This window comes from Brachybacterium halotolerans, from assembly GCF_016623465.1.
In the GTDB taxonomy this organism is placed as follows: domain Bacteria; phylum Actinomycetota; class Actinomycetes; order Actinomycetales; family Dermabacteraceae; genus Brachybacterium; species Brachybacterium halotolerans.
The window spans coordinates 185,849-205,297 of sequence record NZ_JAEDAJ010000005.1; the positions used below are offsets into that span (position 1 = coordinate 185,849).

The 19,449-nt window shown below is 72.1% G+C and carries 16 protein-coding genes; 6 read left to right on the forward strand and 10 right to left on the reverse strand.

All coding sequences use genetic code 11. From position 1 onward, the window contains the following. Nucleotides 1-79: 79 nt before the first annotated feature. From I8D64_RS10775 to I8D64_RS10815, 9 genes are all read right to left on the reverse strand, one after another. Nucleotides 80-733 (reverse strand): anthranilate synthase component II, encoded by a 654-nt coding sequence (locus I8D64_RS10775; protein ID WP_200502618.1) that lies wholly within the window; start codon nucleotides 731-733, stop codon nucleotides 80-82. Next, the gene (gene pknB, locus I8D64_RS10780) at nucleotides 726-2,909 is read right to left on the reverse strand and encodes a Stk1 family PASTA domain-containing Ser/Thr kinase (RefSeq protein ID WP_200502620.1); all 2,184 of its coding nucleotides are present in this window, start codon (nucleotides 2,907-2,909) and stop codon (nucleotides 726-728) included. Before pknB ends, I8D64_RS10775 begins: the two co-directional genes overlap by 8 nt. Then, on the reverse strand, nucleotides 2,906-4,465 hold the full coding sequence (locus I8D64_RS10785) for a protein kinase domain-containing protein (RefSeq protein WP_200502622.1): 1,560 nt from the start codon (nucleotides 4,463-4,465) through the stop codon (nucleotides 2,906-2,908). Before I8D64_RS10785 ends, pknB begins: the two co-directional genes overlap by 4 nt. Next, nucleotides 4,462-5,907 (reverse strand): penicillin-binding transpeptidase domain-containing protein, encoded by a 1,446-nt coding sequence (locus I8D64_RS10790; RefSeq protein ID WP_200502624.1) that lies wholly within the window; start codon nucleotides 5,905-5,907, stop codon nucleotides 4,462-4,464. The genes I8D64_RS10785 and I8D64_RS10790 overlap by 4 nt, the downstream gene beginning before the upstream one ends. Next, complete coding sequence (locus I8D64_RS10795) at nucleotides 5,904-7,325, reverse strand: FtsW/RodA/SpoVE family cell cycle protein (RefSeq protein WP_200502626.1); 1,422 nt, start codon at nucleotides 7,323-7,325, stop codon at nucleotides 5,904-5,906. The genes I8D64_RS10790 and I8D64_RS10795 overlap by 4 nt, the downstream gene beginning before the upstream one ends. Next, entirely contained in the window at nucleotides 7,325-8,632 is a 1,308-nt protein-coding gene (locus I8D64_RS10800; RefSeq protein WP_200502627.1) for a PP2C family protein-serine/threonine phosphatase, read from the reverse strand. The genes I8D64_RS10795 and I8D64_RS10800 overlap by 1 nt, the downstream gene beginning before the upstream one ends. Then, the gene (locus I8D64_RS10805; protein ID WP_200502629.1) at nucleotides 8,629-9,132 is read right to left on the reverse strand and encodes an FHA domain-containing protein FhaB/FipA; all 504 of its coding nucleotides are present in this window, start codon (nucleotides 9,130-9,132) and stop codon (nucleotides 8,629-8,631) included. The genes I8D64_RS10800 and I8D64_RS10805 overlap by 4 nt, the downstream gene beginning before the upstream one ends. 7 nt (nucleotides 9,133-9,139) lie before the next feature. Further along, nucleotides 9,140-9,856, reverse strand: a complete 717-nt coding sequence (locus tag I8D64_RS10810; protein ID WP_200502631.1) for an FhaA domain-containing protein — start codon at nucleotides 9,854-9,856, stop codon at nucleotides 9,140-9,142. A 171-nt stretch (nucleotides 9,857-10,027) separates the two neighbouring features. Beyond that, nucleotides 10,028-10,735 carry a L,D-transpeptidase family protein gene (locus I8D64_RS10815; protein WP_200502633.1) on the reverse strand — a complete coding sequence of 236 codons (708 nt, stop codon included), beginning with the start codon at nucleotides 10,733-10,735 and terminating at the stop codon, nucleotides 10,028-10,030. 196 nt (nucleotides 10,736-10,931) lie between these two features. Between I8D64_RS10815 and I8D64_RS10820 the strand changes: the two genes are divergently transcribed. The 6 genes from I8D64_RS10820 (at nucleotide 10,932) to I8D64_RS10845 (ending at nucleotide 18,690) form a co-directional block, all read left to right on the forward strand. Continuing rightward, the gene (locus I8D64_RS10820; RefSeq protein ID WP_343068543.1) at nucleotides 10,932-11,798 is read left to right on the forward strand and encodes a serine hydrolase domain-containing protein; all 867 of its coding nucleotides are present in this window, start codon (nucleotides 10,932-10,934) and stop codon (nucleotides 11,796-11,798) included. Beyond that, the gene (locus tag I8D64_RS10825; protein WP_200502638.1) at nucleotides 11,795-12,649 is read left to right on the forward strand and encodes a serine hydrolase; all 855 of its coding nucleotides are present in this window, start codon (nucleotides 11,795-11,797) and stop codon (nucleotides 12,647-12,649) included. The genes I8D64_RS10820 and I8D64_RS10825 overlap by 4 nt, the downstream gene beginning before the upstream one ends. An 81-nt stretch (nucleotides 12,650-12,730) precedes the next feature. Further along, nucleotides 12,731-15,946, forward strand: coding sequence for an alpha-mannosidase (locus I8D64_RS10830; RefSeq protein WP_200502640.1), 3,216 nt, complete (start codon nucleotides 12,731-12,733; stop codon nucleotides 15,944-15,946). After that, nucleotides 15,943-16,386 (forward strand): DUF3817 domain-containing protein, encoded by a 444-nt coding sequence (locus I8D64_RS10835; RefSeq protein WP_200502646.1) that lies wholly within the window; start codon nucleotides 15,943-15,945, stop codon nucleotides 16,384-16,386. The genes I8D64_RS10830 and I8D64_RS10835 overlap by 4 nt, the downstream gene beginning before the upstream one ends. A gap of 17 nt (nucleotides 16,387-16,403) precedes the next feature. After that, complete coding sequence (locus I8D64_RS10840; RefSeq protein WP_200502647.1) at nucleotides 16,404-17,552, forward strand: NAD-dependent epimerase/dehydratase family protein; 1,149 nt, start codon at nucleotides 16,404-16,406, stop codon at nucleotides 17,550-17,552. 10 nt (nucleotides 17,553-17,562) lie between these two features. Then, nucleotides 17,563-18,690, forward strand: coding sequence for a glycosyltransferase (locus I8D64_RS10845; RefSeq protein WP_200502648.1), 1,128 nt, complete (start codon nucleotides 17,563-17,565; stop codon nucleotides 18,688-18,690). Between the two features lie 85 nt (nucleotides 18,691-18,775). On the opposite strand, the gene I8D64_RS10850 is transcribed toward I8D64_RS10845, so the two are convergent. Further along, on the reverse strand, nucleotides 18,776-19,393 hold the full coding sequence (locus I8D64_RS10850; protein ID WP_200502649.1) for a C40 family peptidase: 618 nt from the start codon (nucleotides 19,391-19,393) through the stop codon (nucleotides 18,776-18,778). Nucleotides 19,394-19,449 lie beyond the last annotated feature (56 nt).

The window sequence follows — 19,449 nt, forward strand, 5'->3', positions numbered from 1 at the left end:
CGCCTGGACGGCGCGACCGCGGACGTGCGGCCCGAACCGTGCCCGGCTCCGCAGGACCCGGGGTCCGCGCCCGCTCGTCTCAGGACGGCGCGAGCAGCGGGGCGAGCCCTCGGGAGCGCTCGCGTGCGTCGACGCCGTCGCACAGCTCGAGGAACCGCGCGAGGATCAGATGGCCGTGCTCGGTGAGCACCGACTCGGGGTGGAACTGCACGCCGTGCAGCGGGAGCTCACGATGGGCGAGGCCCTGCACGACCCCGTCGGCCGTGCGGGCGGTGACCTCGAGGACGTCGGGCACCGTCTCCGGGACCACCGTGAGCGAGTGGTAGCGGGTGGCGGTGAAGGGGCTGGGCACGCCCGCGAAGACGCTCCTGCCCTCGTGCTCGACCACGCTCGTGCGCCCGTGCATGAGCTGCGGGGCGTGGGTCACCGTGCCGCCGAAGTACTGGCCGAGCGCCTGATGGCCCAGGCACACCCCGAGCATCGGCACCGCGCCGTCCGCGCAGGCGCCGATCACGTCGAGGATGCGCCCCGCGGTCGACGGCGTCCCCGGGCCCGGGGAGACCAGCACGCCGTCGAACCCGCTCAGGTCGATCGCGTCGTCGGCCCCCTGCGGCACCTCGTCGTTGCGCACGACGGTCGTCGCCGCGCCCATCTGCTGGAGGTAGCCGACGATCGTGAAGACGAAGCTGTCGTAGTTGTCGACCACCAGGATCCGCGCGGTGGGCTCAGCCATTGTCGTCGCCCTGGTCGTCGCCCTTGTCGCCGTCATCGCCGTCCGACGGCGTCGGGCTGTCGCTGTCCGAGGGGGTGTCGGAGTCGCTCGGGGTGTCCGAGGGAGTGTCCGAGGGGGTGTCCGACGGCGTCTCGGAGGTGGGGGTCTCCGAGGGCTCCTCCGTCTTCTCCGGTCCGGTCGAGACGTACACGGTCACGGTCGTCCCCGGCTCCACGGAGTCGTTCGGGTTGGGATCGGTCTTGATGACCGTGTCCTTGGCGACGGAGTCGTCGGACTGGTAGGTGACCTTCACGCCGAGGTTCTTGGCGCCGAGGGTCTTGCGGGCCTCGGACTCCGTCTGGCCCACGACGTTGGGCATCGTGATGTTCCCGGGGGCCTTCGCGACCACGATCTGCACCGTGGAGCCGACCTCCGCGGTCTTCCCGTCGCCGCCCGTGGGCGTCTGGCCGGTGACTGTGCCCGGGTCCTCGTCGTCGGTCTCCTTGGTCGTCGCGTCGACCTCGAAGCCCTGGTCCTCGAGGGTCTTCGTCGCGGTGTCCTGGTCGAGGCCGGTGACGTCCGGCAGCTCCGCATCGCCCGAGGCGAGGTTCACGGTGACCGTGTCCCCGGCCTCCGCGTTCGAGCCGGAGCCCGGATCCTGCCCGACGACCGTCCCGGCCTTCTTGCCCGCGACGTCCTTGGGATCGCCGATCTCGATGCCGAGCCCCAGGTCGTCGAGCTTCTTCGTCGCCTCATCGCGGTCCATGCCGGCGAGGTCGGGGACCTCGACCTGCTCGGGTCCGCTGGAGACGGCGACCTTCACGGCCGTGTGCTCGTCCACCTCCGTGCCGCCCTCGGGATCGGTCGAGATCACGTCGCCCTCGTCGACGTCGGAGCTCGCCTTCTTCTCGAACGTGCCGGTGAGGCCCTCGCTCTCCAGCTCGGACTTCGCCTGGGCCTCGGTCATGCCGACGACCTGCGGGACCGCGACCTGCTTGGGGCCCGTGTTCCACGGCTGCCAGAGGGCCAGCGCCGCCGCGATCACGGCGAGCACCGCGACGATGATCAGCACGATCAGCCAGACGGGGCGCTTGGGCTTCTGTTCGAGCTCCTCGCCCGTCTCGTCGGCCGATCCGGCGCCCTGCACGCCTGCGCCCGCTGCACCGGCCGCGCCGGCCCCGAGGGCTCCGGCTCCGGCGGCGGCCGCGACCGGCGCGCGATGGGTCTGCGTCGCTCCCGCGGACGCGGGCAGCGCCTCGGTGCGGTCGTCGACGGGACTGAGCACCGTCGTCGCCTCCGCGTCGGAGGTGGGCTGGGGGTCCCCGGCCACGAGCTGCGGACGACGCCCGGCGATCACCGAGGCGATGTCGCGCGCGAAGGCGGTGGCCGAGGGGTAGCGGGTCTCGCGGTCCTTGGCCAGACCGGTGAGGATCACCCGGTCCACGTCGGGCGTGATCGCGGGGTTGTACCGCGAGGGCGGGACCGGGGTCTCGCGCACGTGCTGGTACGCGATCGAGACGGGGCTGTCGCCGGTGAACGGCGGGCGCCCCGTGACCAGCTCGTAGAACACGCACGCGGCGGAGTAGATGTCGCTGCGCGCGTCCACGAGCTGCCCGCGGGCCTGCTCGGGGGAGAGGTACTGGGCGGTGCCCATGACCGCCTGGGTCTGGGTCATCCCGGTCGCATCGGCCACCGCGCGGGCGATGCCGAAGTCCATGACCTTCACGTCGCCGTCGTCGGTGATCATGATGTTGCCGGGCTTGATGTCGCGGTGGACGATGCCCTGCTGGTGGGAGTACTCGAGCGCGGAGAGCAGCGCCTGCATGATCGTGGCCGCCTGGCCCACGTCCATCGGGTGCTCGGGGTCCACGTACTCGCGCAGGGTCTTGCCCCGCACGTACTCCATCACGATGTAGGGGATCGTGATCTCGTGCCCGGTGAAGTCCTTCGCGTGCTCCTCGCCGGTGTCGTACACGGCGACGATCGAGGGATGGTTCAGCCCGGCGGCGCTCTGCGCCTCGCGGCGGAAGCGCTCCTGGAAGTTCGTGTCGCGCGCGAGGTCGGTGCGCAGGATCTTCACCGCGACGGTGCGGTGCAGACGGCGGTCCTCCGCCAGGTGCACGTCGGCCATGCCGCCGTGCCCGAGAGCCTTGCCCAGGGCGTAGCGCCCGGACAGAATCAGGTTCTCTTCGCTCACTGTCCTACCGTCCTCGTCAAGTCGCCGATCCGGGGCGACGCGAACATCGTACGTGCATGTGCCGCGTGAGCGGCCTCGCCGCTCAGGAAGCCGCTGGGGATGATGCCCACACCCATCCCGATCGCGACGGCCGCCACCACGATCACGATCAGCAGCAGCACGAAGCCGGGCACCGTGAACGGGCCGATCCGCGAACCGGTGCTCGTGGACCGCGAGGTGCGGCCCGAGGTCGCCGTGGAGATCCCGGGATCCGCTCCGCCCGCCGGCGCCGATCCCGAGGACGCCGCGTTCCCGCTCCCCGCGCTCGCGCCGGGGGCCGCCGGGGAGCCCGGGGCGGCGGGGGAGCCGACGGACGCGGAGCCGACGGGCGAGCCGGGTCCCGAGAGCCGGGAGGCGCTCGGCGTGCGCGAGGAGCCCGAGGCGGGCATCACCGCGCGGGCGCCCGCCCCGCGAGAGACCGCGCCTCCGGACTCGGAGGCCGAAGGCGCCGAGGCGCCCGAGAGCGCCGAGGGGCCCGAGGTCCCCGAGCGGTGGCGGATCCCGCGCCGGCGGTGCGTGCGCGGCAGCGGCATCGCCGCGGTGCGCGTGCCCACGGGAGAGGCCGACGGCTTCCCGGTGCCCGCGCGGTTCTCCCCGGTCGACCCGGAGGACGCGGAGCCGCCCGAGGCCGCCGAGGCCCCGGAGGCGGCCGCGCCCGCAGGGATCGCTCCGGTCGTGAAGCGCGGCTCCTCGCCGCGCTGGATCGACTCGAGGATGCGGGCGACCGCCGCCGCCGAGCGGGGACGGTTCGCCGGTGCCTTCGCGAGCAGCATCATCACCAGGTGGCGCAGGTCGGGGTTCACCGACTCCGGCAGGGCCGGCGGCTGCTTCTTCACCTGCGCCATCGCGATCTCGACCTGGCTGGCGCCGGTGAAGGGGCGATGCCCCACGAGCATCTCGTAGGCGACGATCCCGAGCGCGTAGAGATCCGAGAGCGACGTGGCCTGCTTGCCCATCGCCTGCTCGGGGGAGAGGTACTGGGCGGTGCCCATGACGAGCCCGGTCTTGGTCAGCCGCGCCTGGTCCTGGCTGCGGGCGATCCCGAAGTCCGTGATCTTCATGTGCCAGTCGTCGGCATCGTCCACGAGGATGTTCTCGGGCTTCACGTCACGATGGACGACGCCCTTGGCGTGGGCGGCGTCGAGCGCGCGGGCGAGGTCGATGAGCACCGAGACCACGCGGTCCTCGGGGAGGCCGTCGGGGTGCTCCTCGATGATCTCCGAGAGCGGCCGCCCCTTGCACAGCTCCATGACGATGTAGGCGCGGCCGTCGATCTCGCCGTAGTCGTAGAGCGCGGCGATCGTGTCGTGGCTGAGCGAGGCGGTGTGGCGCGCCTCCGCGCGGAAGCGCTTGAGGAAGCCCTCGTCGAAGGCGTACTCCTCGCGCAGCACCTTGACCGCCGTCTCGCGGTCCAGGTCCTGGTCCCAGCCCTTCCACACCTCGCCCATGCCGCCCGTGGCGATCAGGGAGTCCAGGCGGTAGCGCCCCTCCAGCACCAGTCCCTTGCCGGTCCTCACTGCGAGACCACCGCCTTCATCACATCGCGCGCGATCGGTGCCGCGACATCCGCTCCGTAGCCGCCCTCCTCGACGACCACGGCCACGGCGACCTTCTTGTCGCCGCTGTCGGCGTAGCCGACGAACCACGAGTGCGGGGTGCGGCCGTCGCCCCACTCGGCCGTGCCCGTCTTGCCGCCGACCTCGACGCCGTCGATCTTCGCGGCGGTGCCGGTGCCGTCCTCGACGGTGGAGACCATCATCTCGCGCATCTGCGCGGCGTTCGAGGCGCTCAGCGGCTGCGAGTACTGCTCGGCGGAGAACGACGAGATCACCGACTGGTCGCGGGTGCGGACCTCGTCGACGAGCTGCGGGGTCATCACCTTGCCGTCGTTGTCCATCGCCGAGGCCACCATGGCCATCTGCAGCGGCGTCACGCGGTCCTCGTACTGGCCGATCGAGCTCGTGGCCAGCTGCGCGTCGTTGAGGTCGTCGCCCATGCTCGAGGGCGTGACCGACAGCGGGATCTCCAGGCGGTCGCCGAAGCCGAACTCCTGCGCCTTCTTGCGCACCGCGTCCTGGCCCAGCTCGATGCCGAGCTTCGCGAACGAGGTGTTGCAGGACTGCTGCAGGGCCTCGGACAGGGTCGAGGAGTCGTCCGCCCCGCAGGCCGTGTTCCCCTGGTTGGGGTGGTTGTACAGGGTGCTCTGGGTGTCCGGCAGCGTGAAGGAGCCGGGGCCGGGGATCTTGGTGTCCTTGGTGTAGTCGCCGCTGTCCAGGGCGGCCGACGCGACGATGAGCTTGAAGGTCGAGCCGGGCGGGTAGAGGTCGCCGGCGATCGCGCGGTTGGACAGGGGCCGGTCCGGATCGTCGTTCAGCTCGCTCCAGGCGGCCTCGGCCTTCTTGGCGGAATGTGTCGCGAGCGTGTTGGGGTCGTAGCTCGGGGCCGAGACCATCGCGAGCACCTTGCCGGTCTCGGGGTCGAGCGCGACGGCGGCGCCGCGGCGACCCTGGAGGGCCTTCGCGGCCGCCTCCTGGGCGTCCGGGTCGATCGTCAGCGCGACGGTCGCGCCCTGCGGGTCGCGCCCGGAGATGGTGTCGGTCAGGCGCTGGTAGAAGAGCGCGTCGGACTCCCCGGAGAGCGTGTCGTTGAGCGACTTCTCGAGCCCGCTGAAGCCGTACTGGACCGAGTAGTAGCCCGTGATCGGGGCGTACAGCGAACCGGGATCGTAGGTGCGCTGGTAGCCGTAGGCGTCGTCGGTCGCATGGGACTCGGCGATCGGCTCGCCGCCCACCACGATCGGCCCGCGGTGGCGGTCGTACTGGGCGTAGACCGTGCGGTAGTTGTGACTGTTGGCGTTGAGCGACTTCGCGTCGATCACCTGGAAGTAGGTGGTCGAGCCGAAGAGCAGCACGAAGAGCACGCCGACCACCAGCCAGACATGGCGCAGGGGCTTGTTCACGACATCGCCTCCTGTGCGCGCTGGGGATCCTCGGCGTCCTTCGAGAGCTTCTGCCGGCGCGCCGGGGAGCCCTCGCCGTCGAGGCGACGGGCAGCGGGCCGACGGGCGGCGTCGGACATCCTCACCAGCAGCGCCACGATGATCCAGTTGCACACGAGCGAGCTGCCGCCCGAGGCGAGGAAGGGGAGTGTGAGGCCGGTCAGGGGGATCACGCGGGTGATGCCGCCGACGACCACGAACACCTGGAGGGCGAGCACGAAGCCCAGCCCCGCGGCGAGCAGCGTGCCGAAGCCGTCGGAGATCCCGACCGCCGCGCGCATCGCCCGCTGGACCAGCAGGATGTAGAGCAGGAGCACCGCGAAGGCGCCCACCATGCCGAGCTCCTCGGCGAGGGTCGAGTAGATGAAGTCGCTGTGCCCGAAGGGCACCATGTCGGGCCGTCCGCCGCCGGGGCCCTTGCCCACGAGACCGCCCGAGGCCATGCCGAACAGGCCGCGCGCGATCTGCTCGCAGGCGCCGTAGTTCTCGCTGCTCAGCGGGTCCAGCCAGCACGTGAAGCGGGTGCGCACGTGCCCCAGCAGGGTCGCGGCGAAGATCGCGGGCGGCACGAACATCACCGCGCCGATCACCAGCCAGCTCAGGCGGTCGGTCGCGACGTAGAGCATGGCCACGAACAGTCCGAAGAACATCAGCGCCGTGCCCAGATCGGTCTCGAACACGAGGATCGCGATGCAGAAGGCCCAGGCCGCGAGGATCGGCCCGAAGTCCGACCAGCGCGGCAGGTGGATGCCCAGCACCTTGGGGCCGGCGAGGGCCAGGGTGTCGCGGCGGGAGACCAGATAGCCGGCGAAGAAGATCGCGATGCAGATCTTCGCGAGCTCCGCGGGCTGGAAGGAGTAGCCGGCGATCCTGATCCAGATCTTCGAGCCGTACTGCTCGTCGGTGAGGAACGGGACCAGGGGCAGCAGGAGGAGCACCGCCCCGCTGACCGCGAAGATCCACATGTAGCGGCGCAGGATCCGGTGGTCGCGGATGACCAGGAGCACGACTACGGCGAGGATCGCGCCGATCACCGTCCACAGCTGCTGGCGCGAGGCGTAGGACGCGGTGGTGCCGATGTACTTCGTGACCGCCGTGTCGTAGCTGAAGATCATGGCGACGCCGATGCCGTTCAGCAGCACCGCGATCGGCAGGATCACGGGATCCGCGTACGGCGCGCGCCACATCACGGCGATCTGCAGGACCAGCACGATCACGCCGGCGCCGATCGCGACCGCGGGCAGGGCGTCGGGGATCTCGCCGTGGCGGCCCAGGCCCACGAGCGCGTAGGTGAGCACGCCGAGGCCTGCGGCGATCAGCAGCAGCAGCGCCTGCAGGACGCGGCGCGGGCGGGCGGTGTAGGAGACGACGGTGACCATCAGTCCCCCTCGTCGGCCGTGGAGGACGAGGACGCGCTGCTCGCGTCGTCCGCCGGCGGGGTCGGGCCCTCGGTCGGCGTCGTGGGCAGGGTGGTCGCGGTCTGCGACTCCAGGCGGTCCACGATCTCCTGGGCGTCGGCGAGGTCGTCGGCCGGGATCGTCGAGGTGACCTGCTGCTGGGTGATCGAGGGCAGGGAGTCCACGGGCACGTCGGTGACCTCGACCGGGTCCGAGAGCGAGACCGGGCCCAGGTCCTGGGAGATGCCGCGGTAGATGACGACGCTGTCGCCGTCGGTCCCCACGTAGTACTGCTTCTGCGACCAGGTGTACCCGGCCCACAGGGCGCCCGCGAGCACCGCGACCACGAGCACGAGCGTCACCAGCGCCGGCCAGGGGCCGCGACGCGGCGGCTCCTCCTCGAAGTCCTCGTCGGAGTAGGGCGGCTCGGGGCTCTCGACGCGGGTCAGCGCGGCGGCGCGCGCGGCCGGCCCCGAGGCGCTCGTGGGCTGGTTGCGGGTGCGCGCGGCCGACCCTACGATCAGCGGGCTCGTGGAGGGCGCCTCGGCGCTGCGGGGGAGGTCGTCGAGATCCACGACGTCGGCGATGATGCAGGTGATGTTGTCCGGCCCGCCGCCCTTGAGGGCGAGCTGGATGAGGGCCTCGGCACACTCGTCGGGATCCTCGATGCCGTCCATCGTGGCGTGGATCGTCTCGAGGGACACCAGGCCCGAGAGGCCGTCGGAGCACAGCATCCAGCGGTCGCCCACGCGGGCCGAGCGCATCGAGAGGTCGAGCTCGGGATCCGCGTCCACGTCGCCGAGCACGCGCATGAGCACCGAGCGCTGCGGGTGGCGCTCGGCCTCCTCGCTGGTCAGGCGACCCTCGTCCATGAGGCGCTGGACGAACGTGTGGTCCTTCGTGACCTGCACGGTCTCGTCGTCGCGCAGCAGGTAGGCGCGCGAGTCGCCGATGTGGGCGAGCGCGAAGCGGCCCTCCGCGCGCAGCAGCGCGGTGACCGTCGTGCCCATGCCCGCGAGCTGCGGCTCCTCGCGCGCACGGCGCAGGATCAGCTGATTGGCCTCGAGGATCGTCTCCTCGAGGCTCGCCACGAGGTCCGAGGCGGGGGTGTCCGTGTCCAGCTGGGCGAGACGGCCCACGGCGATCGACGAGGCGACGTCGCCGCCCGCGTGGCCGCCCATGCCGTCGGCCACCATCAGCAGGTGGCTGCCCGCGTACCCGGAGTCCTGGTTGTTCGAGCGCACCAGGCCGACGTCGGAGCGGGCCGCGTAGCGCAGGGCGATGGTCATCGGGGGCCTCGCCTCAGCTCGATCTCGGTGCGGCCGATGCGCACCTGCGCGCCGGGGCGGAAGGGCACGGCGCCCTCGATCTTCTTCCCCGACAGCAGGGTGCCGTTGGTCGAGCCGAGATCCTCGACCATCCACTCGTCGTCCTGCGGGAAGACGCGCGCATGGCGGTTGGAGGCGTAGTCGTCGTCGAGCACGAGGGTGCACTCGGGCGCGCGCCCGATGAGCACGGGCGTGCGGCCGAGGGTGAGGGTGGTCCCGCGCAGCGGGCCGGCCGTGACCACGAGCGCGGTCGAGATCACCGAGGGGTCGGTGCGCAGCGAGGCGGCCTGGGCGGGATCGGCCGACGGGCGCTGCTCGCGCCGCGGGTCCGGCTTCGTGCCGCGGTTCACGACCGTGGTGCCGAAGAGGTCGTTGCGCAGGATCAGCAGCACCGCGACGACGAAGAGCCAGAGCCCCAGCACCAGCGCGACGCGCAGGACGAGGATCGTCAGTTCGCTCATGCGGCGCTCACCAGGTCGCCGACGTCGGCGCGGGCGCGGGCAGGATCACGGTGAGCCGGGTGCGGCCGATCCGGATCGACGAGCGGTCCTGCAGGGTCACGGGCGTGCGGATGCGCTCGCCGTCGACGAAGGTGCCGTTGGTCGACCCCAGGTCGGTGGCCATGAGGGAGGCGCCGTCGGCCCGCAGCTCGAGGTGGTGGCGGGAGACGCCGGTGTCGTCGAGGATGATGTCCGCGTCGCCGCCGCGGCCGATCACCGTGACCGGGCCCGTCAGCAGGTACTGCTGGTCGTCGATCTCCACGATCGGGTGGCCGGGGCCGGCGGCCTGCTCGGCGCCCGTGGCCGGCGCCACCGTGCCGCGCTCCGTGCGCGACTCGGTCTCGAAGCGCCCGGGCCGCACCTCGTCGTCCACCTCGAGGGAGACGCTCACGCCGCCCACGAACACGTAGCGGTTCTTCTCCGCGTGCTCGAGGATCACGCGCTCCATCTCCTCGAGCAGCGTCTCCTCCCACGAGGAGAAGCGCTCATGATCCGCCGAGTTCAGGTAGATCGTGAAGACGTTCGGGGCGATGGTGCGCGTGCGGTCGAGGACCTGGATCTGGTCGTCGCACTCGCGCTTGAGCCCCTGGGCGAGGTCGAGCGGCTTGAGCTGCCCGCGGCCGGACGTGAAGACGCTCGTGACGCCGCGGTCCAGTCCGCGCTCGATCCGATCCAAGATCCCCACGGTCGATCCTCCGCTGTCGAGACGGTGTGGTGCTGGTCGATCGTATCGTGCCGTCACCGTGCGACTGCGGTCAGGCGGAGGGGAGGTCGGGGACGAGGTGTGCAGGTCGTGTGGAGGCGCACCTCGTCCCCGCCCTCCGCCCCCGTTCTCCGAGGGGCGGCCGGGGGCGTCTCAGTGCACGAGCACCCGGCGCCCCTTCTTCATCCAGCCGCCCTTCCAGAGCATGTCGGTCGCGGCCACCGAGAGGCGGCTGCAGCCGTGGGAGGCGGGGTAGGGCGGGATCGAGGTGGCGCCGTGGATGGCCCAGCCGCGGTCGTAGTAGCCCGGCCGGTACAGCCTGCCCAGCGGGGCCGTCTGCCAGCCGCTCGTGGGGAAGCTGTACATCGTGAAGTCCCCGCTCGGCGTGGTCGCGGTCTTCCAGCGCCCGCCCGAGTAGTACTTCTTCCCCGAGGCGGTTGAGGTGTTGAGGATGTACTTCAGCCTGCCGCCGCTGATGCAGTAGAGCAGCTGCTTCTTCTTGTCGACCTCGAAGGCGGTGCCCGAGGTGATGCGCGGCGTCGGGCGGGTGCCCTTCTTCAGCGCGGCGCGGGACTTCGCCCCGAAGACGCCGTCCTTGGCGAGGCCCGCGGCCTTCTGCAGCGCGTACACCGCCTGGGTGGTGGTGGCGCCGAAGCTGCCGTCGGCGCTGCCGCACCAGTAGCCGCGTGCGGCGAGGTCCTTCTGCATGGTCTTCACGGCGCTCCCGCGATCGCCCGGATGCAGCACCGGATCCTTCGCGGAGGCGGGGGACGTGCCCAGGGCCAGGGAGCCGGCGAGCACGGGCGCGCCGACGAGCAGGGCCCGTCGGGTGGGCGCGGGAGGGGTGGCGAGACGGGTCATCTGTCTCTCTCCTTGTAAGAGACGGCGCGGGGGGCCACCGTGGGTGCGATGTCGCGATTTACGCGACATGTCCGATGGGCGGACGCGCCACAGCCTGCCATAGGTCAAGAGAAAGTAAAAGAGGCGTCAAGAAAGTGGTGTCCGACGTGGGAGGGAGTGCATGGGGGAGCGGGCGCGCGTGTGGGAACCTGGGGCCGTGGACGACCTCCTCGCACCTTTCTCCTTCCCCTGCGCCCTGGGTGTCGCGGGCACCGGCGGCACTCTCCTGACCGCGGGCGACGGCGCGCGCGTGCACCCGCTCGCGAGCGTCTCGAAGCCGATCGCCGCGCTCGGCGCGCTGATCGCCGTCGACCGCTCCCTGCTCGACCTCGAGGCCCCCGTCGGCCTCGAGGAGACGCGGGGAGCGCTGGCGGGCGGAGCGGACGCCGAGGTCCCCGAGGGCGCCACGATCCGCCATCTGCTCGCCCACACCGCCGGCTTCGCCTTCGACACCGGCGCCCTGCTCGCTGCGCCCGGCTCCCGCCGCATCTACTCCAACACCGGCTTCGAGGTGCTCGGCCGGGCCCTCGAGCAGGCGACCGGCACGGACCTCGAAACCTGGCTCGAGGACGAGGTCTGCGGACCGCTCGGCCTGCGCGACCTCGAGGCCTCGGGGTCGCCGGCCGCGAGCTTCCGCGCGAGCGTCCAGGACCTCCTGCTCATCGGACGCGAGATGCTCGCCCCCACCCTCGTCGACCCCGCGCTCTGGCGCGAGGCGACGAGCGTGCAGTTCCCCGGCCTGCCCGGGGTGCTGCCCGGGTACGGGCGCCAGAAGCACAACGACTGGGGGCTCGGCCTCGAGATCCGCGACGGCAAGAGCCCGCACTGGACGGGGGAGCGCAGCGGGCCCGCGAGCTTCGGCCACTTCGGCCAGTCGGGCTCCTTCCTGCTCCTGGACCCCGACCGCGGCCTCGCCCTCGCCTTCCTCGGCGACGAGCCCTTCGGCCCCTCCCACGTCGAGCACTGGCCCGGCCTGATCGACGCCGTGCTCGCGCGGCACGACGCGGGGGAGCCGGGCGCGTGAGCGCAGGGCCCGCGTCCGGGCGGACCCCGGGGGCCGACGGCCTCGGCGCGCTCGACGCGTTCGGCTTCGAGGCCGCCGCGATCGTGCTCGGCCCCGAGGGCGCGCGCGCGAGCGCGGGCGACCTCGAGAAGGTGCGCCCCCTGCGCTCGGTGAGCAAGACGCTCACCGGGTTCGCGTGCGCGATCGCCCTCGAGCGCGGCGCGGTCGCGCTGACGGACCCCGTCGGCCCCGTGGGGTCGACCCTGCGGCATCTGCTCTGCCACGCCTCCGGCCTCTTCTACGAGTCCGATCGCGTGCTGCAGGAGCCGGGGAAGCGGCGCCACTACTCCAATCGCGGGATCGACGTGGCCGCGCTGCACGTCGCGCGCGCCGTCGGCCGGGACTTCGAGGACTGGGTCGCGGGCGAGGTCGCCGAGCCGCTCGGCATGGAGCGCCTGAGCTGGGACGGCCCGCCGTCGGTGGGCGCCTTCGCCCCGCTCGCCGACCTCTCCCTCCTCGCGCTCGAGCTGCTGCGACCGACGCTCCTGGGGCCCGAGGTGTTCGCGCAGATGACCACGCCGCAGCTTCCCGAGCTGGTCGGCATCATGCCCGGCTTCGGCAAGCAGGACCCCAATCCCTTCGGGCTGGGGTTCGAGGTGCGCGGCACGAAGTGCCCCCACTGGACCGGGACGACGAGCAGCCCCGAGACCTTCGGGCACTTCGGCATGCTCGGCACCGCCGTGTGGGTCGACCCGGTCGCCGATCTCGCCGCCGTCATCGGCACCGACCACGAGTTCTGCGACAGCCATCGCGAGCTGCTCCCGCGCCTGAGCGACGACATCCTCGCGCGCTGGTCCCCGCCCGCCCGCTGACACCGCCTTCCGGATAGTCTCGGAGGGACCCTCGCCCTCCGACCGCCGCGACGTCCGCGCCCCGTGAAGGAGTCCTCGCACATGCACGACGACACCCGCCTCACCGAGGAGCGGATCCGCCGCTTCGTCCGCGACCACCTCGAGGGCGGAGGCCGACGCGAGCAGGTGCCGGTCAGCATCCGCGCCCACGCGCTGCCGGGGGAGCCGGTCCCTCCCGCCGAGGCGATCGCGGCGCTGCCCGAGTACGTCCCGATCGAGGTGGGCCAGAGCTGGGGGCGCGCCTGGTCGACCCTCTGGCTGCACGTCACCGGCTCCGTGCCCGGGGAGTGGAACCGGCCCGAGGACGTGTGCGAGCTCGTCGTCGACCTCGACTTCACCGGCGGCCCCGGCTTCCAGTCCGAGGGGCTCGTCTTCACCCCGCAGGCCGAGCCCGTCAAGGCCATCAACCCGCTGAACGCGTTCATGACCCTGGCGCCCGGCCAGCGCCTCGACCACTACCTCGAGTGCGCGGCGAACCCCGACGTCGCGGGCGGCTGGACCTTCGCGCCCACCGACCTCGGCGATCCCGCGACCCTCCCCGAGCGCGACCTCTACACGATCCGCGCCCTCCACGTGCAGCGCAGCGACCGGCGCATCCGCGCGCTCGCCGAGGACGTGCGCGCGCTCGACGGCCTCATGCACGAGCTGCCGGAGACCAGCCCCCGTCGGGCCGAGATCCTGCGCGCCCTCGAAGCGACGCTCGACGCCGCCGACCCCGACGACCTGCCGGGCACGGCCGACGCCGCGCGCGAGGCGCTGCGCCCCGCCCTCGAGCGGCCCGCGCACTCCTCGGCGCTCACCGTGATGGCCACCGGCCACGCCCACATCGACTCGGCCTGGCTGTGGCCCGTGCGCGAGACCATCCGCAAGTGCGCCCGCACCTTCTCCAACGCGATCGCGCTCATGGACGCCGAGCCGGACTTCACCTTCTCCGTTTCCTCCGCCCAGCAGTACCTGTGGATGAAGGAGCACTACCCGAGCCTGTTCGAGCGGATCCGCGAGAAGGTCGCCGAGGGCCGCTTCGTGCCCGTGGGCGGCATGTGGGTCGAGTCCGACACCAACATGCCCGGGAGCGAGGCGATGGCCCGGCAGTTCGTGGCCGGCAAGCGGTTCTTCCTCGAGGAGTTCGGCGTCGAGACCACGCAGACCTGGCTGCCCGACTCCTTCGGCTACTCGGCGGCGCTCCCGCAGATCGCCGCGCTCGCCGGGCAGCGGGACTTCCTCACCCAGAAGGTCTCCTGGAACCAGACGAACACCTTCCCGCACCACACCTTCCTGTGGGAGGCCCTGGACGGGACGAGCGTCTTCACGCACTTCCCCCCGGCCGACACCTACAACGGGACCCTCGAGCCCTCCGAGCTCGCGTTCCTCGAGCGCAACTTCAAGGAGAAGGGCCGCTCCGACGTCGCGATCGACCTCTTCGGCTTCGGCGACGGGGGCGGCGGGCCCTCGCGGGAGATGATCGAGGCCGGGCGCCGTGCGGCCGACCTCGAGGGCTCCCCGAAGGTCGAGTTCGCGAGCCCCGAGGAGTTCTTCTCCCGCGCCCGCGAGAGCTACCCGAGCCCGCCCGTCTGGGTCGGGGAGCTCTACCTCGAGCTGCATCGCGGGACGTACAGCGCGCAGCTGGCCACCAAGCAGGGCAACCGGCGCACCGAGGCGGCCCTGCACCAGGCCGAGCACCTCGCGACCCTCGCCGCCGTGCGCGCGGGAGCCCCCTATCCGCACGACGCGCTCGAGGGCATGTGGCACGACGCCCTGCTGCTCCAGTTCCATGACATCCTGCCCGGCTCCGCGATCGCCTGGGTGCACCGCGACGCCGAGCGCAACCACGCCTCGATCCAGGCGCGGGCCGAGCAGGTGGCCCTCGATGCGCTCGCGGCGCTCGCCGGGACCGACGGGACGATCGGCGCCGACGGCACCGCCGACACCGACGGCGCCGGCGGGACGGGCGAGGATCGCGCCGGGGACGAGATCCTGCTGAACACGGCGCCCGTCACCTCCCGCCGCGGCATCGCGCCCTACTCCGCGGGCCGCCCCGTGCAGGAGACCGAGGGCGTGGCCCTCGTGCGCCGCGGCGAGCGGATCGCCCTGGACAACGGCCTGGTCCGGGCCATCCTCGACGAGCGTGGGGAGATCGTCTCCCTCATCGACAGCGCGAGCGGCCGCGAGGCCGTCGCCCCGGGCGACTCCGGCGCCCGCCTGCAGCTGCACCGCGACACCCCCAATGCGTGGGACGCCTGGGACATCGACGCCTTCTACCGGCACGTGGTGCGGGACCTCGACCGGCCCCTGGCCGTCGAGGTCGACGAGATCGCCGGGGGTGCCCGCGTCACCTACCGGTACACGACCACCGCGCCCGAGGACGCGTCGGGAGGCGTCACCGGCGAGGGCAGCGAGATCGTGAAGATCTTCGAGCTGCGCCCCGGCGACCGCGCCCTGCACCTCACGATCGACCTGGACTGGCGCGAGCACCGCAAGGCGCTCAAGCTCGGCTTCGGCCTGGACCTGCGCGCCCCGGTGATGAGCAGCGAGATACAGTTCGGGCACGTGGACCGCCCGATCCCCGTGAACACCTCGTGGGACTCCGCGCGCTTCGAGACCTGCGCCCACCGCTTCGTGCACGTCGCCGAGGGCGCGCGCGGCGTCGCGCTGGCCAACGACTCGACCTACGGGCACGACGTGCTGCGCACCGTCCGCGAGGCCGACGGCGGCACCACCACGACCGTGCGGGCCACCCTGGTGCGCTCCCCGCAGTTCCCCGATCCCGGTGCCGACCACGGCGCCTACTCCCTGCGCTTCGCCCTGCGCCCCGGCGCCGACATGGTCGACGCGATCACGGAGGGCTACCGCGCGAACCTCCCCGAGCGCTGGGTCCCCGCGGCGGTCGCCCGGGCCGCCGCGCCGCTCGCCCGCATCGAGGGCGCGCCCGGCGTGCTCATCGAGACCGTGAAGCTCGCCGAGGACCGCTCCGGCGACCTCGTGCTGCGCGTCTACGAATCCCTCGGCGAGCGGGCACGGGCCGCTCTCGTGCTCGATGTCCCCGGAGCAGGCGGAACAGCGGGGTCGAGCGCAGCAGGGACGAGGAGGGCGGAGGTCACCGCCGTCGACCTCCTCGAACGGCCCTTCGGGGCCGACGCCCCCGCGCACCTCGCCCCGCTCGTCCGCGACTCCTCGGACGAGGATCCCGAGCCCGGCGCGGGCATCCCCCTCGACCTGCGCCCCTTCGAGATCCGCACCCTCCGGGTGGCCCGCGCATGACCGGCACCCCAGGTCCCGCCGCGCCCGCCCGCCCCGCCGCGCCCGCGCGCCCCGCCGTCGCGCCCGTCGGCCGGATCTTCGCGATCGTCGCGTTCGCCGAGGCCGTCAGCTGGGCGGGGCTGCTGCTGGGCATGGCCCTGAAGTACGGGCCCGTGGGCACCGAGGCAGGGGTCTGGCTCTTCGGCCGGCTGCACGGCGGCGTGTTCGTCGCCTACGTGGTGATGGTCGTCGTCGCCGCGGTGGTGCTGCGCTGGAGGTGGTGGGCCGCCCTGCTGGCCCTGGCCTGCTCGATTCCGCCGCTGGTGACGGTGCCGCTGGAGATCTGGCTGCGCCGCACCGGACGCCTCGCCGGACGCGGCATGTTCACCCCCGCGTCACCGGAAGAGCCCCTCTCCCAGGATGACACCGATACGCTGGTAGACGTCGAGCACACACCCTGACCAGGAGGTTCCCTGCCATGAAGATCGTCGTCGCCGGCGGAGACGGATTCTGCGGCTGGCCCACGGCCCTGTACCTCTCGCAGAAGGGCCACGAGGTCACGATCCTGGACTCCCTGGTGCGCCGCGAGATCGACACCGAGCTGGGGTCGAACTCGATGACGCCGATCCTCCCGCTCACCGAGCGCGTCGCCGCCTGGAAGGAGGTCTCCGGGAAGGACATCGACGTGGTGATCGGGGACCTCACCGACTACGACGACGTCACCCGGGTCATCACCGAGAAGCAGCCCGAGGCGTTCGTGCACTTCGCCGAGCACCGCAGCGCGCCCTACTCGATGATCGACCGCGAGCACGCGATCGAGAACCACCGCAACAACGTCACCGGCACGCTCAACGTGCTGTGGGCCATCAAGGACCTCGCGCCCGACTGCCACCTCGTCAAGCTCGGCACCATGGGCGAGTACGGCCAGCCCAACATCGACATCGAGGAGGGCTGGATCGAGATCGAGCACAAGGGCCGCACGGACCGCCTGCCGTTCCCCAAGGCCCCGGGCTCCTTCTATCACCTCACCAAGGTGCACGACAGCGACAACATCATGTTCGCCTGCCGCATCTGGGGCGTGCGCGCGACCGACCTCAACCAGGGCGTCGTCTACGGCCTCGACACCGACGAGACCCGCCTCGACCCGCGTCTGGCCAACCGCTTCGACTACGACGCGGTGTTCGGCACGGCCCTGAACCGGTTCCTCATCCAGGCCGCGATCGGCCACGACCTCACGGTCTACGGCGGCGGCTCGCAGACCCGCGGCTACCTCAACATCGCCGACACCGTGCGCTGCATCGAGATCGCGTGCGAGAACCCCGCCGAGCGCGGCGAGTTCCGCGTGTTCAACCAGTTCACCGAGTCCTTCAGCGTCCAGGACCTCGCCGAGAAGGTGCAGCGCGTGGCCCGCGAGCAGAGCATCGAGGTGGGCATCGACCACCTCGAGAACCCGCGCGTGGAGAAGTACGACCACTACTACAACGCGGTCAACACGAACCTGCTCTCCCTGGGCCTGGAGCCCCACCTGCTGACCGACGAGGTCCTCGCCGAGATCCTCTCCGTCGCCCGCGCGAACACCGACCGGGTGAAGGACGAGCTGGTCCTGCCCACCGTCACCTGGAAGTGACCACGACGGCGTGAGGATCGCGATCGTCACCGAGACGTTCCTGCCCTCGGTCGACGGCGTGGTGACCCGGCTGCGCCACGCCGTCGAGCGCTTCGTCGACCTCGGCCACGAGGTGCTCGTCATCGCCCCCGACCTGGGGGTGACCGAGCACCACGGCGCCCGCGTCGTCGGCATGAGGCCGGTGACGCTGCCGTTCTACAAGCACCGCCGCTTCACCCTGCCCAACCCCACCGTCGACGGCGTGATCCGCGGGTTCCACCCGAACGTCGTCCACGCGGCCCAGCCGCTGCTGCTGGCCTCCTCGGGCGCCTACGCCGCCCACCGCCAGCGGATCCCGCTGGTCGCGAGCTACCACACGCACATCCCCCGCTACCTGGACCTCTACAGGGCCTGGAAGTGGTCGAAGCCGCTGATCTGGTGGCAGATCCGGCGCAACCACGCGCTCGCCGACATCAACATCGCGACCTCGCAGACCATGCGCGACGAGCTCGCCGGGCAGGGCCTGGCGAACCTCCACGTGCTGCGCCGCGGCGTGGACACCGCGCAGTTCCATCCCCGCTTCGCCTCGCAGGAGGTGCGCGAGCGCCTCACGGACGGGCACCCGGAGAAGAAGCTGCTGGTGTTCGTCGGCCGCCTCGCCGCGGAGAAGGAGATCCAGCGCCTGCGGGCGATGATGGACCGGCGGGACGACGTGGCCCTCGCGATCGTGGGCGACGGACCGTTCCGCGGAGAGCTCGAGCAGATCTTCGCGGGCACCTCCACCCTGTTCCCCGGCTTCCTCGAGGGGGAGGACCTGGCCGCGGCCTTCGCGAGCGCAGATGCCTTCGTCTTCCCCTCGGTCACCGAGACCCTGGGCCTCGTGATCCTCGAGGGCATGGCCTCGGGTCTGCCCGTGGTCGCCGCCCGCTCGGGGCCGACGATGGAGCAGGTCACCGACGGCGTCGACGGGCTGCTCTTCGACGCGGGGGACGAGGCCAGCCTCGATCGCGCCCTCGACCGCCTCGCCGACCCGGAGCAGGCGACCTCGATCCGACGGGCCGCGCGCGCCGAGGCCGAGGAGCACTCCTGGGAGAACGCCTCGGACGACCTGCTGCGCCTCTACGAGCTCGCGATCGCGGAGCACGGCTCGCGTCCCTGAGCATGCGAACGGCCCGGCCCCGCAGCTGCGGGACCGGGCCGAGCGGTGACCGGGCGCCGTCGGCCGAGGGCCGACGGGCGCGGGATCAGCGGAAGGTGACGAACCCGGTGGGGTTGCCCCAGATCGCGCGCTCGACGACCTTCTGCTGGGAGCCGGAGGCGTCGATGATCTGGCCGTTGCCGGCGTAGATCGCGACGTGGCCCGGGTAGGTGACGATGTCGCCGGGCTGGGCCTCCGACTGCGAGATCGACTTCCCCTGGGCGGCGATCTCGCCGCTCGTGCGGGGGATGTCGATGCCGGCCTTGTTGTACGCGTAGTTCACGAGGCCCGAGCAGTCCATGCCGCTGAGCGAGGAGCCGCCCCAGGAGTACGGGGTGCCGAGCGCGGAGCGGGCGGCGCTGACGATCTCGTCGTCGCTGCTGGAGCTCGCGCTCGCCGGGACCGAGGTGGAGCCCGCGGAGGAGCCGTAGGACGGCAGCTCGCTGGACTGGCTCGAGGTGGCCTGCGACTGGCTCGTGGTGCCGACCTCGTCGCTGCCGGCCAGGTCCAGGTCGTTCGCGTTGGCGGCGCCGCCGGTGAAGGCGGTGCCGGCCAGGACGGTGCCCAGCAGGGCGGCCCCGCCGAGGGTGCGCGCGGCGCGGCTGGTGCTGGTCAGGGGGGTGACGGCGCGGCCGGCGGCGCGGTGCGTGTTCTTCAGTGCCATGGTCTCGGTGCGTTCCTTCCGACCTCGGGTGCGAGGATCGTGATGCTGTGCGGGGG

What these genes read in the sequence shown, in the direction of transcription:
- I8D64_RS10775 (WP_200502618.1), bottom strand. Translation starts at nt 733, where the DNA reads ATGGCTGAGCCCACCGCGCGGATCCTGGTGGTCGACAACTACGACAGC.
- I8D64_RS10795 (WP_200502626.1), bottom strand. Translation starts at nt 7,325, where the DNA reads ATGGTCACCGTCGTCTCCTACACCGCCCGCCCGCGCCGCGTCCTGCAG.
- I8D64_RS10800 (WP_200502627.1), bottom strand. Translation starts at nt 8,632, where the DNA reads ATGACCATCGCCCTGCGCTACGCGGCCCGCTCCGACGTCGGCCTGGTG.
- I8D64_RS10805 (WP_200502629.1), bottom strand. Translation starts at nt 9,132, where the DNA reads ATGAGCGAACTGACGATCCTCGTCCTGCGCGTCGCGCTGGTGCTGGGG.
- I8D64_RS10815 (WP_200502633.1), bottom strand. Translation starts at nt 10,735, where the DNA reads ATGACCCGTCTCGCCACCCCTCCCGCGCCCACCCGACGGGCCCTGCTC.
- I8D64_RS10830 (WP_200502640.1), top strand. Translation starts at nt 12,731, where the DNA reads ATGCACGACGACACCCGCCTCACCGAGGAGCGGATCCGCCGCTTCGTC.
- I8D64_RS10835 (WP_200502646.1), top strand. Translation starts at nt 15,943, where the DNA reads ATGACCGGCACCCCAGGTCCCGCCGCGCCCGCCCGCCCCGCCGCGCCC.
- I8D64_RS10840 (WP_200502647.1), top strand. Translation starts at nt 16,404, where the DNA reads ATGAAGATCGTCGTCGCCGGCGGAGACGGATTCTGCGGCTGGCCCACG.
- I8D64_RS10850 (WP_200502649.1), bottom strand. Translation starts at nt 19,393, where the DNA reads ATGGCACTGAAGAACACGCACCGCGCCGCCGGCCGCGCCGTCACCCCC.